This is a genomic window from Streptomyces sp. NBC_01176 (assembly GCF_045039825.1).
Taxonomy (GTDB): domain Bacteria; phylum Actinomycetota; class Actinomycetes; order Streptomycetales; family Streptomycetaceae; genus Streptomyces.
The window spans coordinates 5,060,956-5,079,780 of record NZ_CP108600.1; the positions used below are offsets into that span (position 1 = coordinate 5,060,956).

13 protein-coding genes are annotated in these 18,825 nt (G+C 70.5%); 6 read left to right on the top strand and 7 right to left on the bottom strand.

Annotated elements, in window-relative coordinates:
* The first annotated feature begins 146 nt into the window (after window positions 1-146).
* Window positions 147-1,619 carry a VWA domain-containing protein gene (locus OG199_RS21805; RefSeq protein WP_405834631.1) on the top strand — a complete coding sequence of 491 codons (1,473 nt, stop codon included), beginning with the start codon at window positions 147-149 and terminating at the stop codon, window positions 1,617-1,619.
* A gap of 114 nt (window positions 1,620-1,733) precedes the next feature.
* Here the strand turns inward: OG199_RS21805 and OG199_RS21810 are convergent, their stop codons facing one another.
* The 3 genes from OG199_RS21810 to OG199_RS21820 form a co-directional block, all read right to left on the bottom strand.
* Window positions 1,734-2,603 (bottom strand): hypothetical protein, encoded by an 870-nt coding sequence (locus OG199_RS21810; RefSeq protein ID WP_405830874.1) that lies wholly within the window; start codon window positions 2,601-2,603, stop codon window positions 1,734-1,736.
* A gap of 181 nt (window positions 2,604-2,784) precedes the next feature.
* Window positions 2,785-3,867 carry a metallophosphoesterase gene (locus OG199_RS21815; RefSeq protein WP_356798095.1) on the bottom strand — a complete coding sequence of 361 codons (1,083 nt, stop codon included), beginning with the start codon at window positions 3,865-3,867 and terminating at the stop codon, window positions 2,785-2,787.
* A gap of 286 nt (window positions 3,868-4,153) precedes the next feature.
* On the bottom strand, window positions 4,154-5,266 hold the full coding sequence (locus OG199_RS21820) for a LacI family DNA-binding transcriptional regulator (protein WP_148009248.1): 1,113 nt from the start codon (window positions 5,264-5,266) through the stop codon (window positions 4,154-4,156).
* A 528-nt stretch (window positions 5,267-5,794) separates the two neighbouring features.
* Between OG199_RS21820 and hisC the strand changes: the two genes are divergently transcribed.
* The 5 genes from hisC (at window position 5,795) to OG199_RS21845 (ending at window position 14,981) form a co-directional block, all read left to right on the top strand.
* Window positions 5,795-6,871: a histidinol-phosphate transaminase gene (gene hisC, locus OG199_RS21825; RefSeq protein ID WP_405830876.1), complete on the top strand. Its 1,077-nt coding sequence runs from the start codon at window positions 5,795-5,797 to the stop codon at window positions 6,869-6,871.
* A gap of 215 nt (window positions 6,872-7,086) precedes the next feature.
* Window positions 7,087-8,604, top strand: a complete 1,518-nt coding sequence (locus OG199_RS21830; protein WP_351721439.1) for a cytochrome ubiquinol oxidase subunit I — start codon at window positions 7,087-7,089, stop codon at window positions 8,602-8,604.
* Window positions 8,605-8,625: 21 nt separating this feature from the next.
* The gene (cydB, locus tag OG199_RS21835; RefSeq protein ID WP_356798088.1) at window positions 8,626-9,633 is read left to right on the top strand and encodes a cytochrome d ubiquinol oxidase subunit II; all 1,008 of its coding nucleotides are present in this window, start codon (window positions 8,626-8,628) and stop codon (window positions 9,631-9,633) included.
* A gap of 60 nt (window positions 9,634-9,693) precedes the next feature.
* The gene (gene cydD, locus OG199_RS21840) at window positions 9,694-13,263 is read left to right on the top strand and encodes a thiol reductant ABC exporter subunit CydD (protein WP_405830879.1); all 3,570 of its coding nucleotides are present in this window, start codon (window positions 9,694-9,696) and stop codon (window positions 13,261-13,263) included.
* Between the two features lie 26 nt (window positions 13,264-13,289).
* Entirely contained in the window at window positions 13,290-14,981 is a 1,692-nt protein-coding gene (locus OG199_RS21845) for a GAF domain-containing protein (protein ID WP_356798083.1), read from the top strand.
* A 198-nt stretch (window positions 14,982-15,179) separates the two neighbouring features.
* Here OG199_RS21845 and OG199_RS21850 read toward each other — a convergent pair whose 3' ends face one another.
* The 4 genes from OG199_RS21850 to OG199_RS21865 form a co-directional block, all read right to left on the bottom strand.
* Complete coding sequence (locus OG199_RS21850) at window positions 15,180-16,097, bottom strand: Cof-type HAD-IIB family hydrolase (RefSeq protein ID WP_401807459.1); 918 nt, start codon at window positions 16,095-16,097, stop codon at window positions 15,180-15,182.
* 102 nt (window positions 16,098-16,199) lie between these two features.
* Window positions 16,200-17,102, bottom strand: a complete 903-nt coding sequence (locus OG199_RS21855) for an LLM class flavin-dependent oxidoreductase (RefSeq protein ID WP_405830881.1) — start codon at window positions 17,100-17,102, stop codon at window positions 16,200-16,202.
* Window positions 17,103-17,171: 69 nt separating this feature from the next.
* Complete coding sequence (locus tag OG199_RS21860; RefSeq protein ID WP_356798077.1) at window positions 17,172-17,720, bottom strand: RNA 2'-phosphotransferase; 549 nt, start codon at window positions 17,718-17,720, stop codon at window positions 17,172-17,174.
* Window positions 17,721-17,866: 146 nt separating this feature from the next.
* Window positions 17,867-18,811: a MerR family transcriptional regulator gene (locus tag OG199_RS21865; protein ID WP_405830883.1), complete on the bottom strand. Its 945-nt coding sequence runs from the start codon at window positions 18,809-18,811 to the stop codon at window positions 17,867-17,869.
* Window positions 18,812-18,825 lie beyond the last annotated feature (14 nt).

Below are 18,825 nucleotides of genomic sequence, written 5' to 3' on the forward strand. Positions count from 1 at the left end.
CAGGGTCCGCACACCCTGAGCACCGACCTCCTCGAAGACCGCGGAGGAGCGCGGAGGGAACGGCACCACCCCGTCGGGCCGGAATGTCAGGGGAGTTCGCCTCTGCGGACGGCCGGTTCGGTCGGCAGACTGGGTCCATGACATCCATGAGCAAGGGCGCCAACCTCCCGGTGGCCGTCGGGGCCGCACGGGCCGTGCTCGGCTGGACGGGAGGACCGGGCGCGCCGGACGCGGATGCCTCGGCGCTGCTGCTCGGTGCGGACGGCCGGGTGCGGGACGACGGGGACTTCGTCTTCTACAACCAGCCACGGCACGTCTCGGGTGCCGTCCGCCACCTGGGGAAGCGGCAGGACGCCGGTGTCACGACAGACACGGTCGAGGTGGACCTGCGCTCACTGGAACCGGAGATCGAGCGGGTCGTGCTGGGTGCCTCGGCGGACGGCGGCACCTTCGGCCAGCTGTCCGGGCTGACACTGCGGCTGCTCGACGCCGGGACACAGCGGGAGTTCGCGCGCTTCGAGATGGAGGCCACGACGGAGACGGCGTTCCTCGGCGGCGAGTTGTATCTCCGCGGCGGACAGTGGAAGTTCCGGGCGATCGGACAGGGGTACGCGTCCGGGCTCGCGGGACTCGCCACCGACTTCGGCATCAGCGTGGATGAGGAGCCCGGCCTCCCCACCCCGGCGCCGGTCGTGCCGCCCGTGGTCCCGCCCGCCGCGCCGGCCCCTCCACCCGCTCAAGCTCACCCGGCACCCCGGACTCCCCCGGCGTCCCGGATTCCCCCGGCTCCCCCGGCACCTCCGACGTCCCCGGCTCCCCTGACTCCCCCAGCACCCCCGACCTCCGCGTCGCGTCCGGGCAAGGGCGAGGAGCGGCTGCCCGTGGACATGCGCAAGCGGCTCTCCCTGCGCAAGGAGCAGGTGGCGGTCAGCCTGCGGAAGCACGGGGCGGAGGGTGTCACGGCGCGTGTGGTGTTGATCCTGGATGCCTCCGGTTCCATGTCCTTCCTGTACGCGAAGGGCGTCGTGGCCGACGTGGTGGAGCGGATGGCCGCCGTGGCCGCGCAGTTGGACGACGACGGTGCGATGCAGGCGTGGACGTTCGCCTCGCACGCGGCCCGGCTGCCGGATCTGACCCTCGGCGAGTTGCCCGAGTGGCTCGAGCTTCACGTCCGGGTCGGTGAGCTGAGCCTGTTCCGGCGGAGCAAGAAGCCGCGGAAGGGGCTGCTGCCGGGGCAGGTGGACATGCGGACGGTCGGCATCCAGAACGAGGAGCAGAAGGCGATCGCCGAGGTGCGTACGTATGTCAGGGAGCATCCGGCGGCCGATCCCACCCTGGTCCTGTTCTTCTCCGACGGTGGCGTCTATCGCAACAACGAGATCGAGCGGGAACTGCGGGAGGCGGTGGAGGAGCCGATCTTCTGGCAGTTCGTGGGACTGGGCCGGTCCGACTACGGCGTGCTGGAGCGGTTCGACGCCCTTCCGGGCCGACGCGTCGACAATGTCGGCTTCTTCGCCGTGGACGACATCGGCGGCGTTCCGGACCCGGAGCTGTACGACCGGCTGCTCTCCGAGTTTCCCGCCTGGATCACGGCGGCCCGGCGGCAGGGCATCCTCTGATCCCGTCCGCCGCGCCGCCAGCCCGTGCGCGGGCATGCCGAGCTCCGATCGGGGCCCGCGCCGCGGCGGCGCGGGCCCGTTTCGTCCGTCACCCCCGGTGTCGGCCGCCGGGGATCACTCCGGCTGGTGCTCGGGCCCCCCGAAGTCCGGGCTTGTGAAGTCCGGGCTGCTGAAGCTCGGGCGCGGGCCGGCCGCGGGCCCACCGTCGGGGCTGCTGAACCCCGGCCGGTTGTAGCCGAGATGCGGCATGCGGCCGGTGGTGGGCGTCGGTGACGGCCGGTCCAGTGCCGCCGCGCCGGGATCGGCGAGGGCGTGCCGGAGGAACGGCATGATGCCGCGCTCCAGCAGGGCATCTCGCCAGGCTTCCCTGGCCCGGTCGACCTCCTCGTCGAGCTCGCCGCGCGCTCCTGCCTGGAGCGAGGACGAGCCGTTGCGCAGTGCGGTCAGCAGCAGTCCGACCGCGGCGACCAATATCGCGGCCGCCGTGACCGCGCCGAAGACCCACCCGGTGGTCAGGAGAGTCTGCGCGAACGTCTGTTCGGGATCGAGCACCTTCAACAGGTAGCCGACGAGCAGGAAGATCACCGCGGCTGTTCCGGCGAGAACGGGAGCGAGCACCGCGACGACCGCGATGGCTCCGGCTCCGGCGGTCTCGGTGACCTCCCCCATGGTGGTGGCGAGCCCCACCGCGCCGGCGCCCGGCTCCGCGGAGCCGATCTCCTCGCTGACGGCTGGGGTGGACGGCGCCGGATGGCGCAGTTCCTCGCGGACCTTCACGTAGTGCGCGTACTCGGTCGTCGCGGCCGCCGTGATGAGTGCGGTGGCGTTGAGCGCCATGGTGCGCAGTTGCTCGGGGTTGAGCCGCCGGCCGACAGCGGCGAGTTCCGGGTGGTGTGGGGCGGAGCGCAGCGCCTCATTGAGGATCCGCTCGTACTCCTGGCGGTCCTCACTCAGCAGGTGCTGCGGAACGCTGTTCATCTGCATCCCCCGATGCTCCGTAGGGCTGATGGCTCGCACGCTGACGAGCCGTTGGGCAGAAACGGAGGGGAGCCTGCTACGGATAAGCCGATGGTAGAGCGGTGACGGCACGCGGTGACAGGGGGTTTCAAGAAATTGCCCCCTGGCCGGCGTGGTCCTTCGTGGTGGACGCCTGCCCGGTGAGCGCTCAGCCACCCAGGGGCAGTTGCCGGACCAGCAGTTTTCCGGCCATGGTCACCCCGCCGTCCATCGCGATGGCCAGTCCGTCGGCGTAAAGATGCGGTTCCTCGACCACGGGGCTCGGGTTGTCCTCGCCCTCCTCCGAGCCGACCTCGCCCAGCAGGTACGGAATGGGGCTGTGCCCGTGGACGATCCGGGTGCCGCCGTAGGTGTCCAGCAGGGAGAGCACCGCCTCGGCGCCCCCGTCGTCGCGGAAGGCGAAGCGCCTGGTCAGCTTCCGGAAGAGGTCCCAGCACTCGTCGGCGTCGTTGCGGGTGAGGGTTTCGCGGATGGTGTCGTTGACCGCTTCGATGGAGTCGCCGTAGTCGAGATAGGCGGTGGTGTCGGAGTGCATCAGGAGGTGGCCGTCGACCTCCTCCATGGCGTCGAGGCGGGCCATCCACTGCAGGTGGTGGTCCTGGAGACGGTCCATGTCGGTCTTCTGGCCGCCGTTGAGCAGCCAGGCGGCCTGGAAGGTGGCCGTGCCCGCGCCGGAGTTCACCGGCGTGTCGCCGAACCGCTTGGCGCCGAGCAGCAGCAGCTCGTGGTTGCCCATCAGCGCCTTGCAGTAGCCGCCGACCGCGGCTGCCTCGGCGGACAGCCGCATCACGAGGTCGATCACACCGATGCCGTCCGGGCCGCGGTCGGTGAAGTCGCCGAGGAACCACAGGCGGGCGGTGCCGGCGGACCAGTTGCCCGCGGCGTCGACGAGGTTCTGCTCCTGGAGCGCGGCGACCAGCTGGTCGAGGTAGCCGTGTACATCGCCGACGACGTACAGCGGACCCGGGCCCTCGGCCGGCTGCGGGGCCGGCTCGGCCTCGGGGCCGACGGCGACCTGAACCGTGTCACCCCGGTTGATGACGGGCAGGTCGCGCTGTGTCGGCGTATAGCCGTCGGGCTCCTCGGAGAGCCGGTCTACCGCGCCGAGGGGCTCGCCCGGAGGCGTGCTCGGCACGTACGGACCGGTCTCGTTGACGTACGCGGGCACCCGAAAGTCGCGCAACGTCTCCGTCCGCAGCACCTCGGGTCCCTGACCGGCCCCCTGAGTCATCGACCCCTCCACCACCATCGCGCCGCATCTGCACCGGATCGGACTGCCTGGTCGCAGCGGCCCGCGGTGTCGTGGGCCCATCATAGGAATGCGGATCGCGCCATGTGATGACCCAGGGGTGGTGAATCGGAGCAGGAGCCCTGTTCGCCACGGTTTTCGCCCGAATTGGGCAGGGCTTTCGCAGGTGGACGCCCCCGTGGCGCGCCCACCGGACGTCAACCCCGGCGGACGCCGTGTGACCCCCAAGCGCCGACGCCCGGGTCGACTTCTCGCGCCGGCGCCGGGTTCACCCCTGTTCGGGCGACCGGGGTGGGCTGACCGTCGTGCGGGGCGAGCGCCGCTCGGAGGAGGTCCGCACGATCAACTCCGTCGGTATCACCTGCTCGACCGGTTGGTCCGAGTCGACCCCTTCGATGGCGTCGATGAGCAGCTGGACCACGGCGGTGCCGATCCGGCGCGGTTTGAGCGAGAGCGTGGTGATGGGCGGTTCGGTGCTGGCGTAGACGGTGGACTCGCTGCAGCAGACCAGCAGCAGGTCGTCCGGTACACGCAGGCCGTAGCGGCGGGCCGCGGCGAGCAGGTCGGTGCCGTTCGGGTCGAAGAGGCCGTAGACGGCGTCGGGCCGGTCGGGTCGGGCCAGTAGGCGGTCCGCCGCGACCGCCCCCGCACAGGGGTCGTGGGCCGGGTAGGCCTCGTACACCGGATCCTGTCCGACCCGCTCGCACCAGCGCAGATAGGCGGTGGTGGAGAGGTGGGTGTAGGTGTCCGTGGAGGTGCCGGTCAGGAGGCCGATCCGGCGGGCGCCGGCGTCCGCGAGATGGTCGAGGATGCCGAGGACCGCGGCCTCGTGGTCGTTGTCCACCCAGGCGGTGACCGGGAGCGTGCCCGCCGGGCGGCCGTCGGAGACGACCGGTAAGCCCTGGCGGACGAGCTCGCTGACGACCGGGTCCTGGTCGGAGGGGTCGATGACGACGGTTCCGTCCAGGGCGACGTTCGACCACACGTCGTGGCGCGAGGTCGCCGGGAGGATGACGAGGGCGTAGCCCCGGGCGAGTGCGGCCGAGGTGGCGGCTCTGGCCATCTCCGCGAAGTACGCGAACTCCGTGAAGGTGAAAGGTTCATCCCCGTATGTCGTCACAGTCAGGCCGATGAGCCCCGACTTTCCGGTACGGAGGGTTCGAGCCGCTGCCGATGGGCGATATCCCAGTCGGTCGGCGACTTCGCGGACGTGGCGTCGGGTGGCGTCCGGGAGCCGGCCCTTGCCGTTGAGGGCGTCGGACACGGTCGTGATGGAGACCCCTGCGGCCGCGGCCACGTCTCTGATACCCGCCCGGCCCGGTCGACCGCCTCGGCGGGTGGTCTCCGCCCGGCTCACCTGGTGCTTCCCTGCTGCTGTCATGGCGAGCCGATAGTAGGGCTCATGCGGTGGGGTAGTGCGGACGCATATGCACGCGTTGACAGGCACGTTTCTGCATGATCAAAACGGTTCAAGTGCCTTGGAAACAAAGGAAGTTGAACGATACAATGGCAGTACGTGACTTGTCGGCGCGCATGGGCCTGCCAAGTCGGCCATGTCTCGAAGAGGTCTCAACTCACCTTCACGGGTGATGCGCGCCACGGCGTGAGCCACCGGCGCATGGGGTTCTGGATGGCGCGCCCCCCAATTCGTACGCCTTCGTACGAAGATGACCGCCGGTTCCGTGTGACGCTCGTCGCACACCGTGTGGTGCGCACATCGGGGCATCTCGGAGTGGTCGTCGGGGCATACGGCGATGATCGCCGGGGTGCACGTGTCCGGCCGCCGGCCGTGTGAGGTCGTACGCGGTTGTCCACAGCCCATTCGCAGCGGCGCCGAATCCTCATAAGGTGAGAAGTATTGGTAGCCGGTGGTGGTCATGAGCCAGCGGTGGTCGCGAGGAGGACTGCGGTGAGCGAGACGAGCCCCAAGCTGCGTGCCGAGCTGGAGGGTATCCCCACCTACAAGCCCGGCAAGCCTGCCGCGGCCGGCGCGGTGGCGTACAAGCTGTCCTCGAACGAGAACCCCTATCCGCCCCTGCCCGGCGTCATCGAGAGCGTGACCGCGGCGGCGGCCTCGTTCAACCGCTACCCCGACATGGCGTGCACGGGCCTGATGAACGAGCTGTCGGAGCGCTTCGCGGTCCCGCTCGCGCACCTGGCCACCGGCACCGGATCGGTCGGGGTCGCCCAGCAGTTGCTGCAGGCCACCAGCGGTCCCGGCGACGAGGTCATCTACGCCTGGCGGTCTTTCGAGGCGTACCCGATCATCACGCAGGTCAGCGGAGCCACCTCGGTGCCTGTGCCGCTGACCCCGGACGAGGTGCACGACCTGGACGCCATGGCCGACGCGATCACCGACAGGACCCGGCTGATCTTCGTCTGCAACCCGAACAACCCGACCGGCACCGTGGTGCGCCGGGCCGAGCTGGAGCGGTTCCTCGACCGGGTGCCCAGCGATGTGCTGGTGGTCCTGGACGAGGCCTACCGCGAGTTCATCCGTGACGCCGAGGTGCCGGACGGTGTGGCGATCTACCGTGACCGGCCCAATGTCTGTGTGCTGCGCACCTTCTCCAAGGCGTACGGGCTGGCGGGCCTGCGGGTCGGCTTCGCGATCGCCCATGAGCCGGTGGCGGCGGCGCTGCGCAAGACGGCCGTGCCCTTCGGCGTGAGCCAGCTCGCCCAGGACGCGGCGGTCGCCTCGCTGCGCGCCGAGGACGAGCTGCTCGGCCGGGTCGGCTCGCTGGTGGGCGAGCGTGCCCGGGTGGTCGAGACGCTCCGGGGCCAGGGCTGGACGGTGCCCGAGACCCAGGCCAACTTCGTCTGGCTCAGGCTGGGGGAGCGCACGCTCGACTTCGCGGCCGTCTGCGAGCAGGCCGGAGTCGTCGTGCGGCCCTTCGCCGGCGAAGGAGTGCGCGTGACGATCGGCGAGACCGAGGCCAACGACATCTTCCTGAAGGTGACCGAGGGCTTCCACAAGGAGCTCTAGTCCTTTCCGATCAAGCCTCCGACCGGCCCCTGTACGCGGGGAGCCGGTCGGTCCGCTTTTAGGGACCCCCCCACCTGTCTCGGCTCGAACAGCCATGCGTCATAATTGCTTGTGAATGTGAACGCGTTCACAAGCGTGTCCCGGTTGCCCCGTGATGTGTGCGACAGAAGGGGCAAACTGCCGCTTCAGTAAGGCGGCGTAAGGAGACTGACGACGTGGAATTGGCTCTGGCGCCGGAGACTCTGGCGCGATGGCAGTTCGGCATCACCACCGTCTACCACTTCCTCTTCGTCCCTCTGACGATCTCGCTCGCCGCTCTCACGGCGATCCTGGAGACCGCCTGGGTGCGGACGGGCAAGGAGCACTACCTCAGGGCGACCAAGTTCTGGGGCAAGCTGTTCCTGATCAATATCGCCATGGGTGTCGTCACCGGCATCGTGCAGGAGTTCCAGTTCGGTATGAACTGGTCGGACTACTCGCGCTTCGTCGGTGACGTCTTCGGTGCCCCGCTCGCCTTCGAGGCCCTGATCGCCTTCTTCTTCGAGTCCACCTTCATCGGGCTGTGGATCTTCGGCTGGGACAAGCTGCCGAAGAAGATCCACCTCGCCTGCATCTGGATGGTCTCCATAGGCACCGTCCTGTCGGCGTACTTCATCATGGCCGCCAACTCCTTCATGCAGCACCCGGTCGGCTACCGGCTCGTGAAGAAGGCGGACGGTTCGATGAGGGCCGAGCTCACGGACTTTCCCAAGGTGCTCTTCCAGGAGACGGCGCTCGTCAACTTCTGGCACGTCATCAGCGCCTCCATCCTGGTCGGCGGCGCCTTCATGACCGGCATCGCGGTCTTCCACCTCCGCAAGAAGCGGCACATCCGCACCATGCGGATGTCGCTGCGGCTCGGTCTGGTCACCGCTCTCGTCGGCACGCTCCTCACCGTCGTCAGCGCCGACACCCTCGGCAAGGTGATGTACGAGCAGCAGCCGATGAAGATGTCGGCCGCCGAAGCCCTCTGGGACTCGCAGCAGCCCGCGCCCTTCTCCCTCTTCGCGTACGGCGATGTCGCCGAGGGCCACAACACGGTCGCCATCGAGATACCGGGGGTCCTCTCCTTCCTCGCGAAGAACGACCTCAACGCCAAGATCCCCGGCATCAACGACATCAACAAGGCCGAGCAGGAGAAGTTCGGACCCGGCGACTACCGCCCCAACATCCCCACCGCCTACTGGGCGTACCGCTGGATGATCGGCTTCGGAGGGGTCTCGATGGCCCTGTGCACGGCCGGCCTCTGGCTGACCAGGCGGAAGCTCTGGCTGGCGCCGGAACACCGCACCGGCGACGAGGAGGTGCCGAAGCTCATGCTCACCAAGGACATGGAGCTGACACCGAGGCTGGGCGTCTGGTGGTGGCGGCTGTCCCAGTGGACGCTGATCTTCCCGCTCATCGGTATCTCCTGGGGCTGGATCTTCACCGAGACGGGGCGTCAGCCCTGGGTGGTCTACGGCCTGCTGAGGACCAGGGACGCGGTCTCACCAGGAGTCTCCCAGGGCGAGGTGCTGACCTCGCTGATCGTGTTCACCCTCATCTACGCGGTTCTCGCCGTCATCGAGGTGAAGCTGATGCTCAAGTACGTCAGGCAGGGGCCGCCCGAGCTCACCGAGGCCGATCTCAACCCGCCCACCAGAATCGGCGGCGACTCCCATGACGCCGACAAGCCGATGGCCTTCTCCTACTAGGGCCCAGGGAGCTGCTGAGTCATGGAACTTCACGACGTCTGGTTCGTCCTCATCGCGGTCCTGTGGACCGGCTACTTCTTCCTGGAGGGCTTCGACTTCGGGGTCGGCATCCTCACCGGACTGCTGGCCCGCGACCGCGCCGAGAAGCGGGTCCTCATCAACACCATCGGCCCTGTCTGGGACGGCAACGAGGTGTGGCTGCTCTCCGCGGGCGGCGCGACCTTCGCCGCCTTCCCGGAGTGGTACGCCACTCTCTTCTCCGGCTTCTATCTGCCGCTGCTGCTCATCCTGGTCTGCCTGATCGTGCGCGGTGTCGCCTTCGAGTACCGCGCGAAGCGGCCCGAGGAGAACTGGCAGCGCAACTGGGAGACGGCGATCTTCTGGACCTCGCTGATCCCCGCGTTCCTGTGGGGCGTGGCCTTCGGCAACATCGTGCACGGAGTGAAGATCGACAAGAGCTTCGAGTACGTGGGTGGTCTCGGTGACCTGCTCAACCCCTACGCGATCCTCGGTGGCCTCGTCACCCTGACACTGTTCACCTTCCACGGGACCGTGTTCGTCGGGCTCAAGACCGTGGGGGACATCCGGGAGCGGGCGCGCGGGCTCTCGCTCCAGGTCGGTCTGGTCACCGCGGTGCTGGCGCTCGTCTTCCTGGGCTGGACCCAGGTGGACAACGGCGACGGAAAGTCCCTGGCCGCGATGATCGTGGCCGTGGTCGCTCTGGTTGCCGCCCTGGTGGCGGCGCGCGCGGGACGTGAGGGCTGGGCGTTCGCCCTGTCGGGGCTCACCATCGTGGCCGCTGTCGCGATGCTCTTCCTGACGCTCTTCCCGAACGTCATGCCGTCCTCGCTCAATGAGGACTGGAGCCTGACGGTCACGAACGCCTCGTCGAGTCCGTACACGCTGAAGATCATGACCTGGTGCGCCGGGATCGCCACGCCGATCGTCCTGCTCTACCAGGGCTGGACCTACTGGGTGTTCCGCAAGCGGATCGGTACGCATCACCTCGCTGCGGATATCGCCCACTGAATCCGACGTAACGGCATGTTTCACGTGAAACATGCCGGATGAGCCAAGGGTGTGTTTCACGTGAAACCAATCGACCCGCGTCTGCTGCGGTACGCCCGCGCCACCCGCGTCTTCCTGGTGACGGTCGTGGGGCTGGGCGCGGTCGGCGCGATGCTGGTCATTGCCCAGGCGATGCTCATTGCCGAAGTCGTGGTCGGCGCCTTCCAGCACGGTCACTCGGCTCCGGAGCTTCGTACCCCCCTGCTCCTGCTGGTCGCGGTCGCCGTAGGGCGGGCTCTCGTCGCATGGCTCACCGAACTCGCCGCGCACCGGGCAAGCGCGGCGGTCAAATCGGAACTGCGGGGGCGGTTGCTGGAGCGGGCCGCCGCGCTCGGTCCCGGATGGCTGGGCGGACAGCGCACCGGGTCGCTGGTCGCCCTCGCCACGAGGGGGGTGGACGCGCTCGACGACTACTTCTCGCGCTACCTCCCGCAGTTGGGCCTCGCGATCGTGGTGCCCGTGGCGGTCCTCGCGCGGATCGTCACCGAGGACTGGGTGTCGGCGGCGATCATCGTCGTCACCCTTCCGCTCATCCCTCTCTTCATGGCTTTGATCGGATGGGCCACGAGGTCCCGGATGGACCGTCAGTGGCGGCTGCTGTCGCGGCTTTCGGGTCACTTCCTGGATGTGGTCGCCGGACTGCCCACGCTCAAGGTCTTCGGCAGGGCCAAGGCCCAGGCCGAGTCGATCCGGCGGATCACCGGCGAGTACCGCCAGGCGACCATGCGGACCCTGCAGATCGCCTTCCTGTCCTCCTTCGCGCTGGAACTGCTCGCCACGATCTCGGTCGCGCTGGTCGCCGTGACGATCGGGATGCGGCTCGTCCACGGCGACATGGATCTGTACCTGGGGATCGTCATCCTCGTCCTCGCGCCCGAGGCCTACCTGCCGCTGCGGCAGGTAGGGGCGCAGTACCACGCCGCCGCCGAGGGACTCGCCGCGGCCGAGGAGATCTTCTCGGTGCTGGAGACACCGTTGCCGACCCGCGGCTCGCTTCTCGTGCCGGAAGGCGAGATCAGCTTCGACGCGGTGACGGTCCGCTATCCGGGGCGCTCCGGGGATGCGGTCTCCCACGTCTCCTTCGCGGTCGCGCAGGGCGAGACGGTGGCACTCGTCGGACCGAGCGGCGCGGGCAAATCGACCCTGCTCGACGTCCTGCTCGGATTCGTGGAGCCCACCGCGGGCCGGGTGCGGGTCGGGGGAGCCGATCTCGCTGGAAGCGACGTGGAGGAGTGGCGCTCCCGGGTGGCCTGGGTGCCGCAGCGTCCGCACCTCTTCGCGGGCTCGATCGCGGAGAACGTACGGCTGGCACGTCCCGACGCCGACGACGCGGCGGTACGGCGGGCGCTGGCCGACGCGGGGGCGCTGGAGTTCGTGGACGCGCTGCCCGACGGTGCCCGCACGGTCCTCGGCGAGGACGGCAGCGGCCTCTCCGCCGGGCAGCGCCAACGCCTCGCTCTGGCGCGGGCGTTCCTCGCGGACCGGCCGGTGCTGCTGCTCGACGAGCCGACGGCCTCGCTCGACGGCACGACGGAGGCGGAGGTCGTGGCGGCGGTGCGCAGGCTTGCCGTCGGGCGGACGGTCCTGCTGGTCGTGCACCGGCCCGCGCTGCTGGGGGTGGCGGACCGGGTGGTGCGGCTGGAGCCCGGGGCCCCCACCACGGCGTCGCGTCCCGCGCACGGCGAGACCACGACGCGGCCCGGGCCGGTCGAGCCGGAGGGTGTGCCCGCGGCCGACGCGGAGGAGGTCCTCGGGGTCTCCAGCGGGCGCGATGATGTCCTCGCCCGGGTCCGTGCCACGGCCGGTCCCCGCGGCGGTCGTTTCGCGCTCGCGCTCCTGCTCGGCAGTCTCGCGCTCGCCAGCGCCGTCGGCCTGATGGCCACCTCGGGATGGCTCATCTCGCGGGCGTCCCAGCAGCCGCCGGTCATGTATCTGATGCTGGCGGTGACCGCCACGCGGGCGTTCGGGATCGGCCGGGCGGTCTTCCGTTACGCCGAGCGGCTCGTGTCGCACGACGCCGTGCTGCGGATGCTGGCCGACACCCGCGTCGCCGTCTACCGGCGCCTGGAGCGTCTCGCGCCGGCGGGGCTGCGCACGACCCGGCGCGGGGATCTGCTCTCGCGGCTCGTCGCCGACGTCGACACGCTGCAGGACTACTGGCTGCGGTGGCTGCTGCCCGCGGGGGCCGCGGTCCTGGTGTCCGCGGCCTCCGTGGGCTTCACCGCCTGGCTGCTGCCCGAGGCCGGAGCCGCCCTCGCGGCCGGGCTGCTGGCGGCCGGGGTCGGCGTGCCGCTCGTGACCGGGGCTGTCGCGCGCCGCGCGCAACGGCGGCTGGCCCCCGCCCGTGGCGTCCTGGCGACCCGCGTCACCGATCTCCTCACGGGCACGGCCGAGTTGACGGTCGCGGGCGCGCTGGCCGCCCGTACCGCCGAGGCCCGGCGCGCCGACACCGTGCTGACCCGCATCGCCTCGCGGTCCGCCACCGCGACCGCGCTCGGTGACGGGCTCGCCGCACTGGCGACCGGCCTGACCGTCGCCACGACCGCCCTCGTGGGGGCCCAGGCGGTCGCGAGCGGACGACTGAGCGGCGTGGCGATGGCCGTCGTCGTCCTTGTCCCGCTGGCCGCGTTCGAGGCCGTTCTGGGGCTGCCGCTCGCCGTCCAGCACCGGCAGCGGGTGCGGGAGAGCGCGGGCCGCGTGTACGAGATCCTGGACGCCCCCGACCCCGTACGCGAACCTGAGCAGCCGCGGCCGGCGCCGGTCTCGCCCTTCCCACTGCGGGTGCGCGGGCTCGCGGCCCGTCACCCCGGACAGGACCGGGACGCACTGGCCGGTCTCGACCTGACCCTCGAACGGGGCCGCAGGATCGCCGTCGTGGGCCCCTCCGGCTCCGGCAAGACCACGCTGGCACAGGTGCTGCTGCGCTTCCTGGACGCGGATGCGGGGACGTACACGCTGGACGGCACCGACGCGTACGGCATGGACGGGGACGACGTACGCCGTCTGGTCGGGCTCTGCGCCCAGGACGCGCACCTCTTCGACAGCAGCGTGCGGGAGAACCTGCTGCTGGCCAGAAGGAACGCCACGGAGACCGAACTGCGCGACGCGCTCGCCCGAGCCCGGCTCCTCGAGTGGACGGACGATCTGCCCGACGGACTCGACACACTGATCGGCGAGCACGGAGCGCGGCTGTCCGGCGGTCAGCGCCAGCGTCTGGCGCTCGCCCGAGCGCTGCTCGCCGACTTCCCCGTCCTCGTTCTGGACGAGCCCGCGGAACATCTGGACCTGCCGACGGCCGACGCGCTCACCGCGGACCTGCTGGCCGCGACGGAGGGCCGTACGACGCTGCTGATCACTCACCGGCTGGCCGGGCTGGAAGCGGTGGACGAGGTGATCGTGCTGGCACGGGGCCGGGTGGCGCAGCGGGGTGCGTATGCCGAGTTGTCCGTGGTGGAGGGTCCGCTGCGGGAGATGGTGGAGCGGGAGGCGGCGGGGGATCTGCTCGCCGGAGCGGCGGCGAGCGGAAGCGCGTCCGGCGCCGGGCCCCTGGGTGTCCGCGATGCCGTGGGTTCCGTATCCGACTTTCGGTAGCAAAAGCGACTCACTACGCTCAAGGCATGGCAGTCGCTTCCGAGGCTTCCACCTCGCCCGACCCGGACGGTGGTCCGGACGTACCGCGCCTGCTGGACGCGATGCGGGCGGTCGGGGCGGAGCTGGAGCTGCACGCGACGCTGGACCGGATCTGTGAGACCGCGGCAGCGCTGACGGACGCGCGCTATGCGGCGATCGGGGTCGTCGAGGACGACGGCGAAGGGCTCGTGGACTTCGCGCACCACGGGATCGACGCGGAGACCGCCCAGCGGATCGGGCGTCTGCCCGACGGGCACAGGGGGCTGCTCGGGGCGCTCATCCACGATCCGGGACCGCTGCGGCTCACGCACCTGGACGAGGACGGCCGCTCGTGCGGCTTCCCCGATCACCATCCGCCGATGCGCAGCTTCCTCGGGGTTCCGATCCGCGTGCGGGGCGAGATCTTCGGGAACCTCTATCTGGCGGAGAAACGTGACGGTGGCCCGTTCGGCGACCACGATCTCGACATGGTCCGGGTGCTGGCCGCGGAGGCGGGCATCGCGATCGGCAACGCCCGGCTGTACGAGGCGGCCCAGCAGCGCGAGCGCTGGATCGACGGTTCGGTGGCCGTGACCACGGCTCTGCTGGCGGGCGGCGACGCCGAGGACGCGCTCCAGGTCGTCGCCGAGCAGGCGCGTCGGCTCTCCCGCGCGGCGGCCGGGATCGTGCTGCTGCCCGCCGACGCGGGCGGCCTGGAGATTACCGCGGTCGCGAGGGACCGCCCGTCCCAGGCGCTCGGTTTCGTCATCCCCCCGGAGAGCGAGCTGGTCGCCGAACTCCTCGGCGGGAACGCCGTGTTCCTCGCCGACGCGGCGACCGATCCGCGCATCGTCACCGATTTCGTCCGCGAGTACGGTCCGACGATGATGCTCCCCCTGCAGAGCGAGAGCCGCCTGCTGGGGGCCCTCGTCACTCCCCGGGAACGGGGTGCCCGCCCGTTCACCGAGGCCGAGCACACCCTGGCCGCGCAGTTCGCCTCGCAGGCGGCGCTCGCCCTGATCATGGCCGAGGCGCAGCGGGACCGGGAGCGGCTCGCGGTCTACGAGGACCGCGACCGGATCGCCCGCGACCTGCACGATCTCGTCATCCAACGGCTGTTCGCGACCGGGATGATGCTGGAGAGCGCCCAGCGGTGCTCGGACGTGCCCGAGGTGCGGGAGGGCGTCGGCAAGGCGGTCGACGAGCTCGACGTCACCATCCAGGAGATCCGCACCGCCATCTTCGCGCTGCAACAGGGCCCCGCCGAGGCCCCGTCCGGACTGCGTACCCGCGTACTGCGCGAGATCAACATGGCCGCCGTGCCCCTGGGCTTCAAGCCCGTTCACCATTTCGTCGGGCCCGTCGACACGGCCGTCGGCGAATTGACCGCCAGGAATCTCATCGCCGCTCTGCGCGAGGCCCTCTCCAACGCGTTCCGGCATTCCGGGGCCTCCCGCATCGATGTCGTCGTCGACGCGACCGTCACCCTGCGGGACGGGCGGCGCGGGGTACGGCTGAGCGTCGCGGACGACGGTGTCGGTATCCCCCGCAGCGGCCGGCGCAGCGGTCTGACGAATCTCAGGCGGCGGGCCGAGGCGCTGGGCGGCGACAGTTGGTACGGGCCGGGACTCGGCGGGGACGCCGGTGGTACGACCGTGGTGTGGCAGGCGCCGTACGTTCCGCGGGCCGGCTCGCTGTAGAAGCGACGGCCGCCCGGAAGGGTGCGTCTCCCGGGCGTACGACGTGAACGGGACGGCGGGTGCCGGACCGCATCCGCACTTCGAGGTGAGGCCCCCCGCGACCGGGCTCGGCCATGGATCCGGCGCCGTGGCCGCCCAGCACGGAGTCGCGGTCCGCTGGACCGTGATGCCAGCTCGAATCGTTTCTGCGAGCCGGTGCTACAGCCGGTCGGCGATGATCCGCTCGATGACGACCGCCACTCCGTCCTCGTTGTTGGCGACCGTACGGCCGGAGGCCGCGGCGATCACGGCGGGGTGGGCGTTGCCCATCGCGTACGACGTGCCCGCCCAGGTGAGCATCTCGACGTCGTTCGGCATGTCCCCGAAGGCGACGACCTCCTCCGGCGCGATACCGCGCTCGGCGCAGCAGAGCGCGAGCGTGCTGGCCTTGGAGACGTCGGGACCGCTGATCTCCAACAGCGCGCTGGGGCTGGAGCGGGTGACGGTGGCACGGTCGCCGACCGCACGGCGTGCCACGGTGAGGAAGGCGTCGGGGTCGAGCTCGTGATGGAAGGCGAGGATCTTGAGCACCGGCTCACCGGCACCGGGGGCATCCGGGGCCAGCAGCTTCTCGGCGGGGCCGAGGGCGTCCGGCAGCTCCACGTGCATCCTGGGATACGCGGGCTCCTGATAGAAGCCGTACGTCTGTTCCACGGCGAACACCGTGCCCGGCGCGGCCTCGCGCACCAGCCGTACGGCGTCGAGCGCGTTCTCCCGTGCGAGTTCCCGCACCTTGACGAACCGGTGGGCACCGGGGCCGCCGTGCAGGTCGACCACGGCGGCGCCGTTGCCGCAGATGGCCAGGCCGTGCCCGTGCACGTGGTCGCTGACCACGTCCATCCAGCGCGCCGGGCGGCCGGTGACGAAGAAGACCTCGATGCCGGCCTCCTCGGCGGCGGCGAGGGCGGCGACCGTGCGCTCGGACACCGACTTGTCGTCGCGCAGCAGGGTGCCGTCGAGGTCCGTGGCGATCAGGCGGGGCGGGGCGATGGGAGTACCTCCTTGTTCGAGCGCGGTCGAGAGCGTGCGGGAGGCGCGGGAGGCCGGGGGCTCGGGCTGTCGAGTCGCTGAGGTCACCGCGCCATTCTGGCGCATATGCCCGCACGGCCGTGCGGGGGTCCGCACAGGTGAGTGGTTACCGCTCTCACCAGTACCGTCACAGCCCGGAGCCGGGGCCCGTCAGCGCAGCTGCGCCGGGGCTTCCATGGCGATGCGTTCGAAGACCTTCTCGTCGGCCGCGAAGTCCGAGTCGGGGATGGGCCAGTGGATCACGATGTCGGTGAAGCCCAGCTCGGCGTGGCGGCCCGCGAAGTCGACGAACGCGTCGAGGGACTCCAGCGGACGGCCGCGGTCGGGGGTGAAGCCGGTGAGCAGGATCTTGTCGAGCTCGTCCGCGTCACGGCCGATCGCGGCGCAGGCGTCCGCCAGCTTCCCGGCCTGTCCACGAATGGCTTGAACCGACTGTTCGGAGGTCCCCGTCTCGTACAGCTTCGGGTCTCCGGTCGTCACCCAGGCCTGTCCGTACCGGGCGGCGAGCTTCAGCCCGCGCGGACCGGTGGCGGCCACCGCGAGGGGCAGCCGGGGGCGCTGGACGCAGCCGGGGATGTTGCGGGCCTCGTGCGCGGAGTAGAAGGCGCCCTCGGACGTGACGGAGTCCTCGGTGAGGAGGCGGTCGAGCAGCGGCACGAACTCGGCGAGGCGGTCGGCGCGCTCGCGCGGGGTCCAGGGCTCCTGGCCGAGCGCCGTGGCGTCGAAGCCGGTGCCGCCCGCGCCGATGCCGAGGGTGACCCGCCCGTCCGAGATGTCGTCGAGGGAGATCAGTTCCTTGGCGAGGGTGACCGGGTGCCGGAAGTTCGGCGAGGTCACGAGCGTGCCCAGCCGGAGACGGTCGGTGGCGGCCGCCGCGGCGGTGAGCGTCGGCACGGCTCCGAACCAGGGGCCGTCCCGGAAGGTCCGCCAGGAGAGGTGGTCGTAGGTGAACGCCGTGTGGAAGCCGAGCTGCTCCGCACGCTGCCAGGCGGAACGGCCGCCCTCGTGCCAGCGGAGGTACGGCAGGATCACGGTGCTCAGACGCAGACTCATGCATCGAGCGTAAGCGGAGCCGCGGGGTGGTCGCGGCCATCGCGTGATCACTCCGGGGCCGGCCGCCGGTCAGTGCGGGCCGGGGAACCGCAGATACGCCGGGGGCACGGCCTCGGTGAGCCACACGCCGTTCGCGCTGACCCGGAAGACATGGCCGTCGCGGTGCATGGCGGCGGCGTCCACGCCGAGCACGACCGGTCGTCCGCGGCGGGCGCCGACCCGGGTGGCGGTCTCCCGGTCCCGCGACAGGTGGACGTCGTGCCGGTTCATGGGTCGCAGGCCCTCGGCGCGGATCGCGTCCAGGTTGCGCGCCACGGTCCCGTGGTAGAGGTGCGCGGGCGGGGTCGCGGGGGGCAGCCCGAGGTCGACCTCGACGGAGTGGCCCTGGCTGGCGCGGATGCGGGTGCCCTCCACGGCGAAGCGCCGTTTGTCGTTCGTGGCCACCACGTGGTCGAGCTCCGCGCGCGTGAAGCGGAACCCGTGCGACGCGGCCGCCGTGATCAGCGTGTCGATCTCGACCCAGCCTCCCTCGCCGAGCGTGAGCCCGATCCGCTCGGGCTGATGCCGCAGATGCTTCGAGAGGTACTTCGACACCTTCACGGTGCGTCTTTCATCCATTCCTACCTTCATCTCTTCGTTCATCCGACCAGGGTGCCTGGCGAGACGCTGATCACGCATTTGATTTTGGTTCGGAGGTTTGATCCACAGCCAAGTGTGGTTATCCACAGGGGAATTGACGATTCTGTGGACAACTGATCGTCGATTCAAGGAGTTTCGTCAACTATGCGCTTTTTGGCATGGTTTGCGGTGAGGCGGTCCAAGCTCCTTGCCTGTAGCTCACGTTCGGCCGCCGCCGAGACGAAGGCCGCGACCTGATCCCTGCCAACCAGTCGCTCCACGGCTCGCGTTGTGGCGGCGGGGAGTGCCACGGAAGACGTCTCCTCCCGCTGCTCCCGGGGCTGCTCCGAGCCCAGGTGCTCACGCAGGTGGCGGGTGGCGAACAGGCGCATGGCCCGGGCCAGTTCGGCGTCCACGGTCTGCTGGGCGAGCGGCCGCAGCCGGCGTACGAGCGAGGCCGCCTCGGCCGCCTCGGCGTCCGTCGGCGGACGCTCGCCGAGATAGCGCGCGAAGACGTGCTCGGTCGTGAACTCAAGGAAACGCTCGGCGATGTGCTCGACCTTGCTCCTCAACTCCCGCAGATGACCCGAGATCGCGGACAACGGAACTCCCGCCGCGTACAACTCGACTGCCACGGACAGCTCTTGAGGACTCGGTACGAGGAAGGTGTCCTCGCTGCCGGGAACCGGCTCCAGCACACCCAGCTCCACCGCGTCGGCAACCGCCGCGTCGTCCGGACTCCCTCCGAAGCGCTCGTCCAGCTCGGCCCGGGAGATCCGCACCGCCCGCTCGTCGGTCCACGGTCCGTCGACCTCGGCGACCAGCCCCAGGATCCCGCCCAGGCCCCGGCCGGTGTCCCACGCCTCCAGGAGCTCCTTGATGGAGGCCAGGGTGTAGCCGCGGTCCAGGAGGTCGGCGATCTGCCGCAGCCGGGCCAGATGCGCGTCCGCGTACACGTTGGCGCGGCCCCGCCGCTCGGGCCGGGGGAGCAGCCCGCGGTCCTGATAGGCGCGGATCGTCCGGACCGTGGCGCCGCTGCGGTGCGCCAGGTCCTCGATGCGGTACCCGGCACCGACCGGCTCGTCGCTCACCGCTCCCTGCCTTC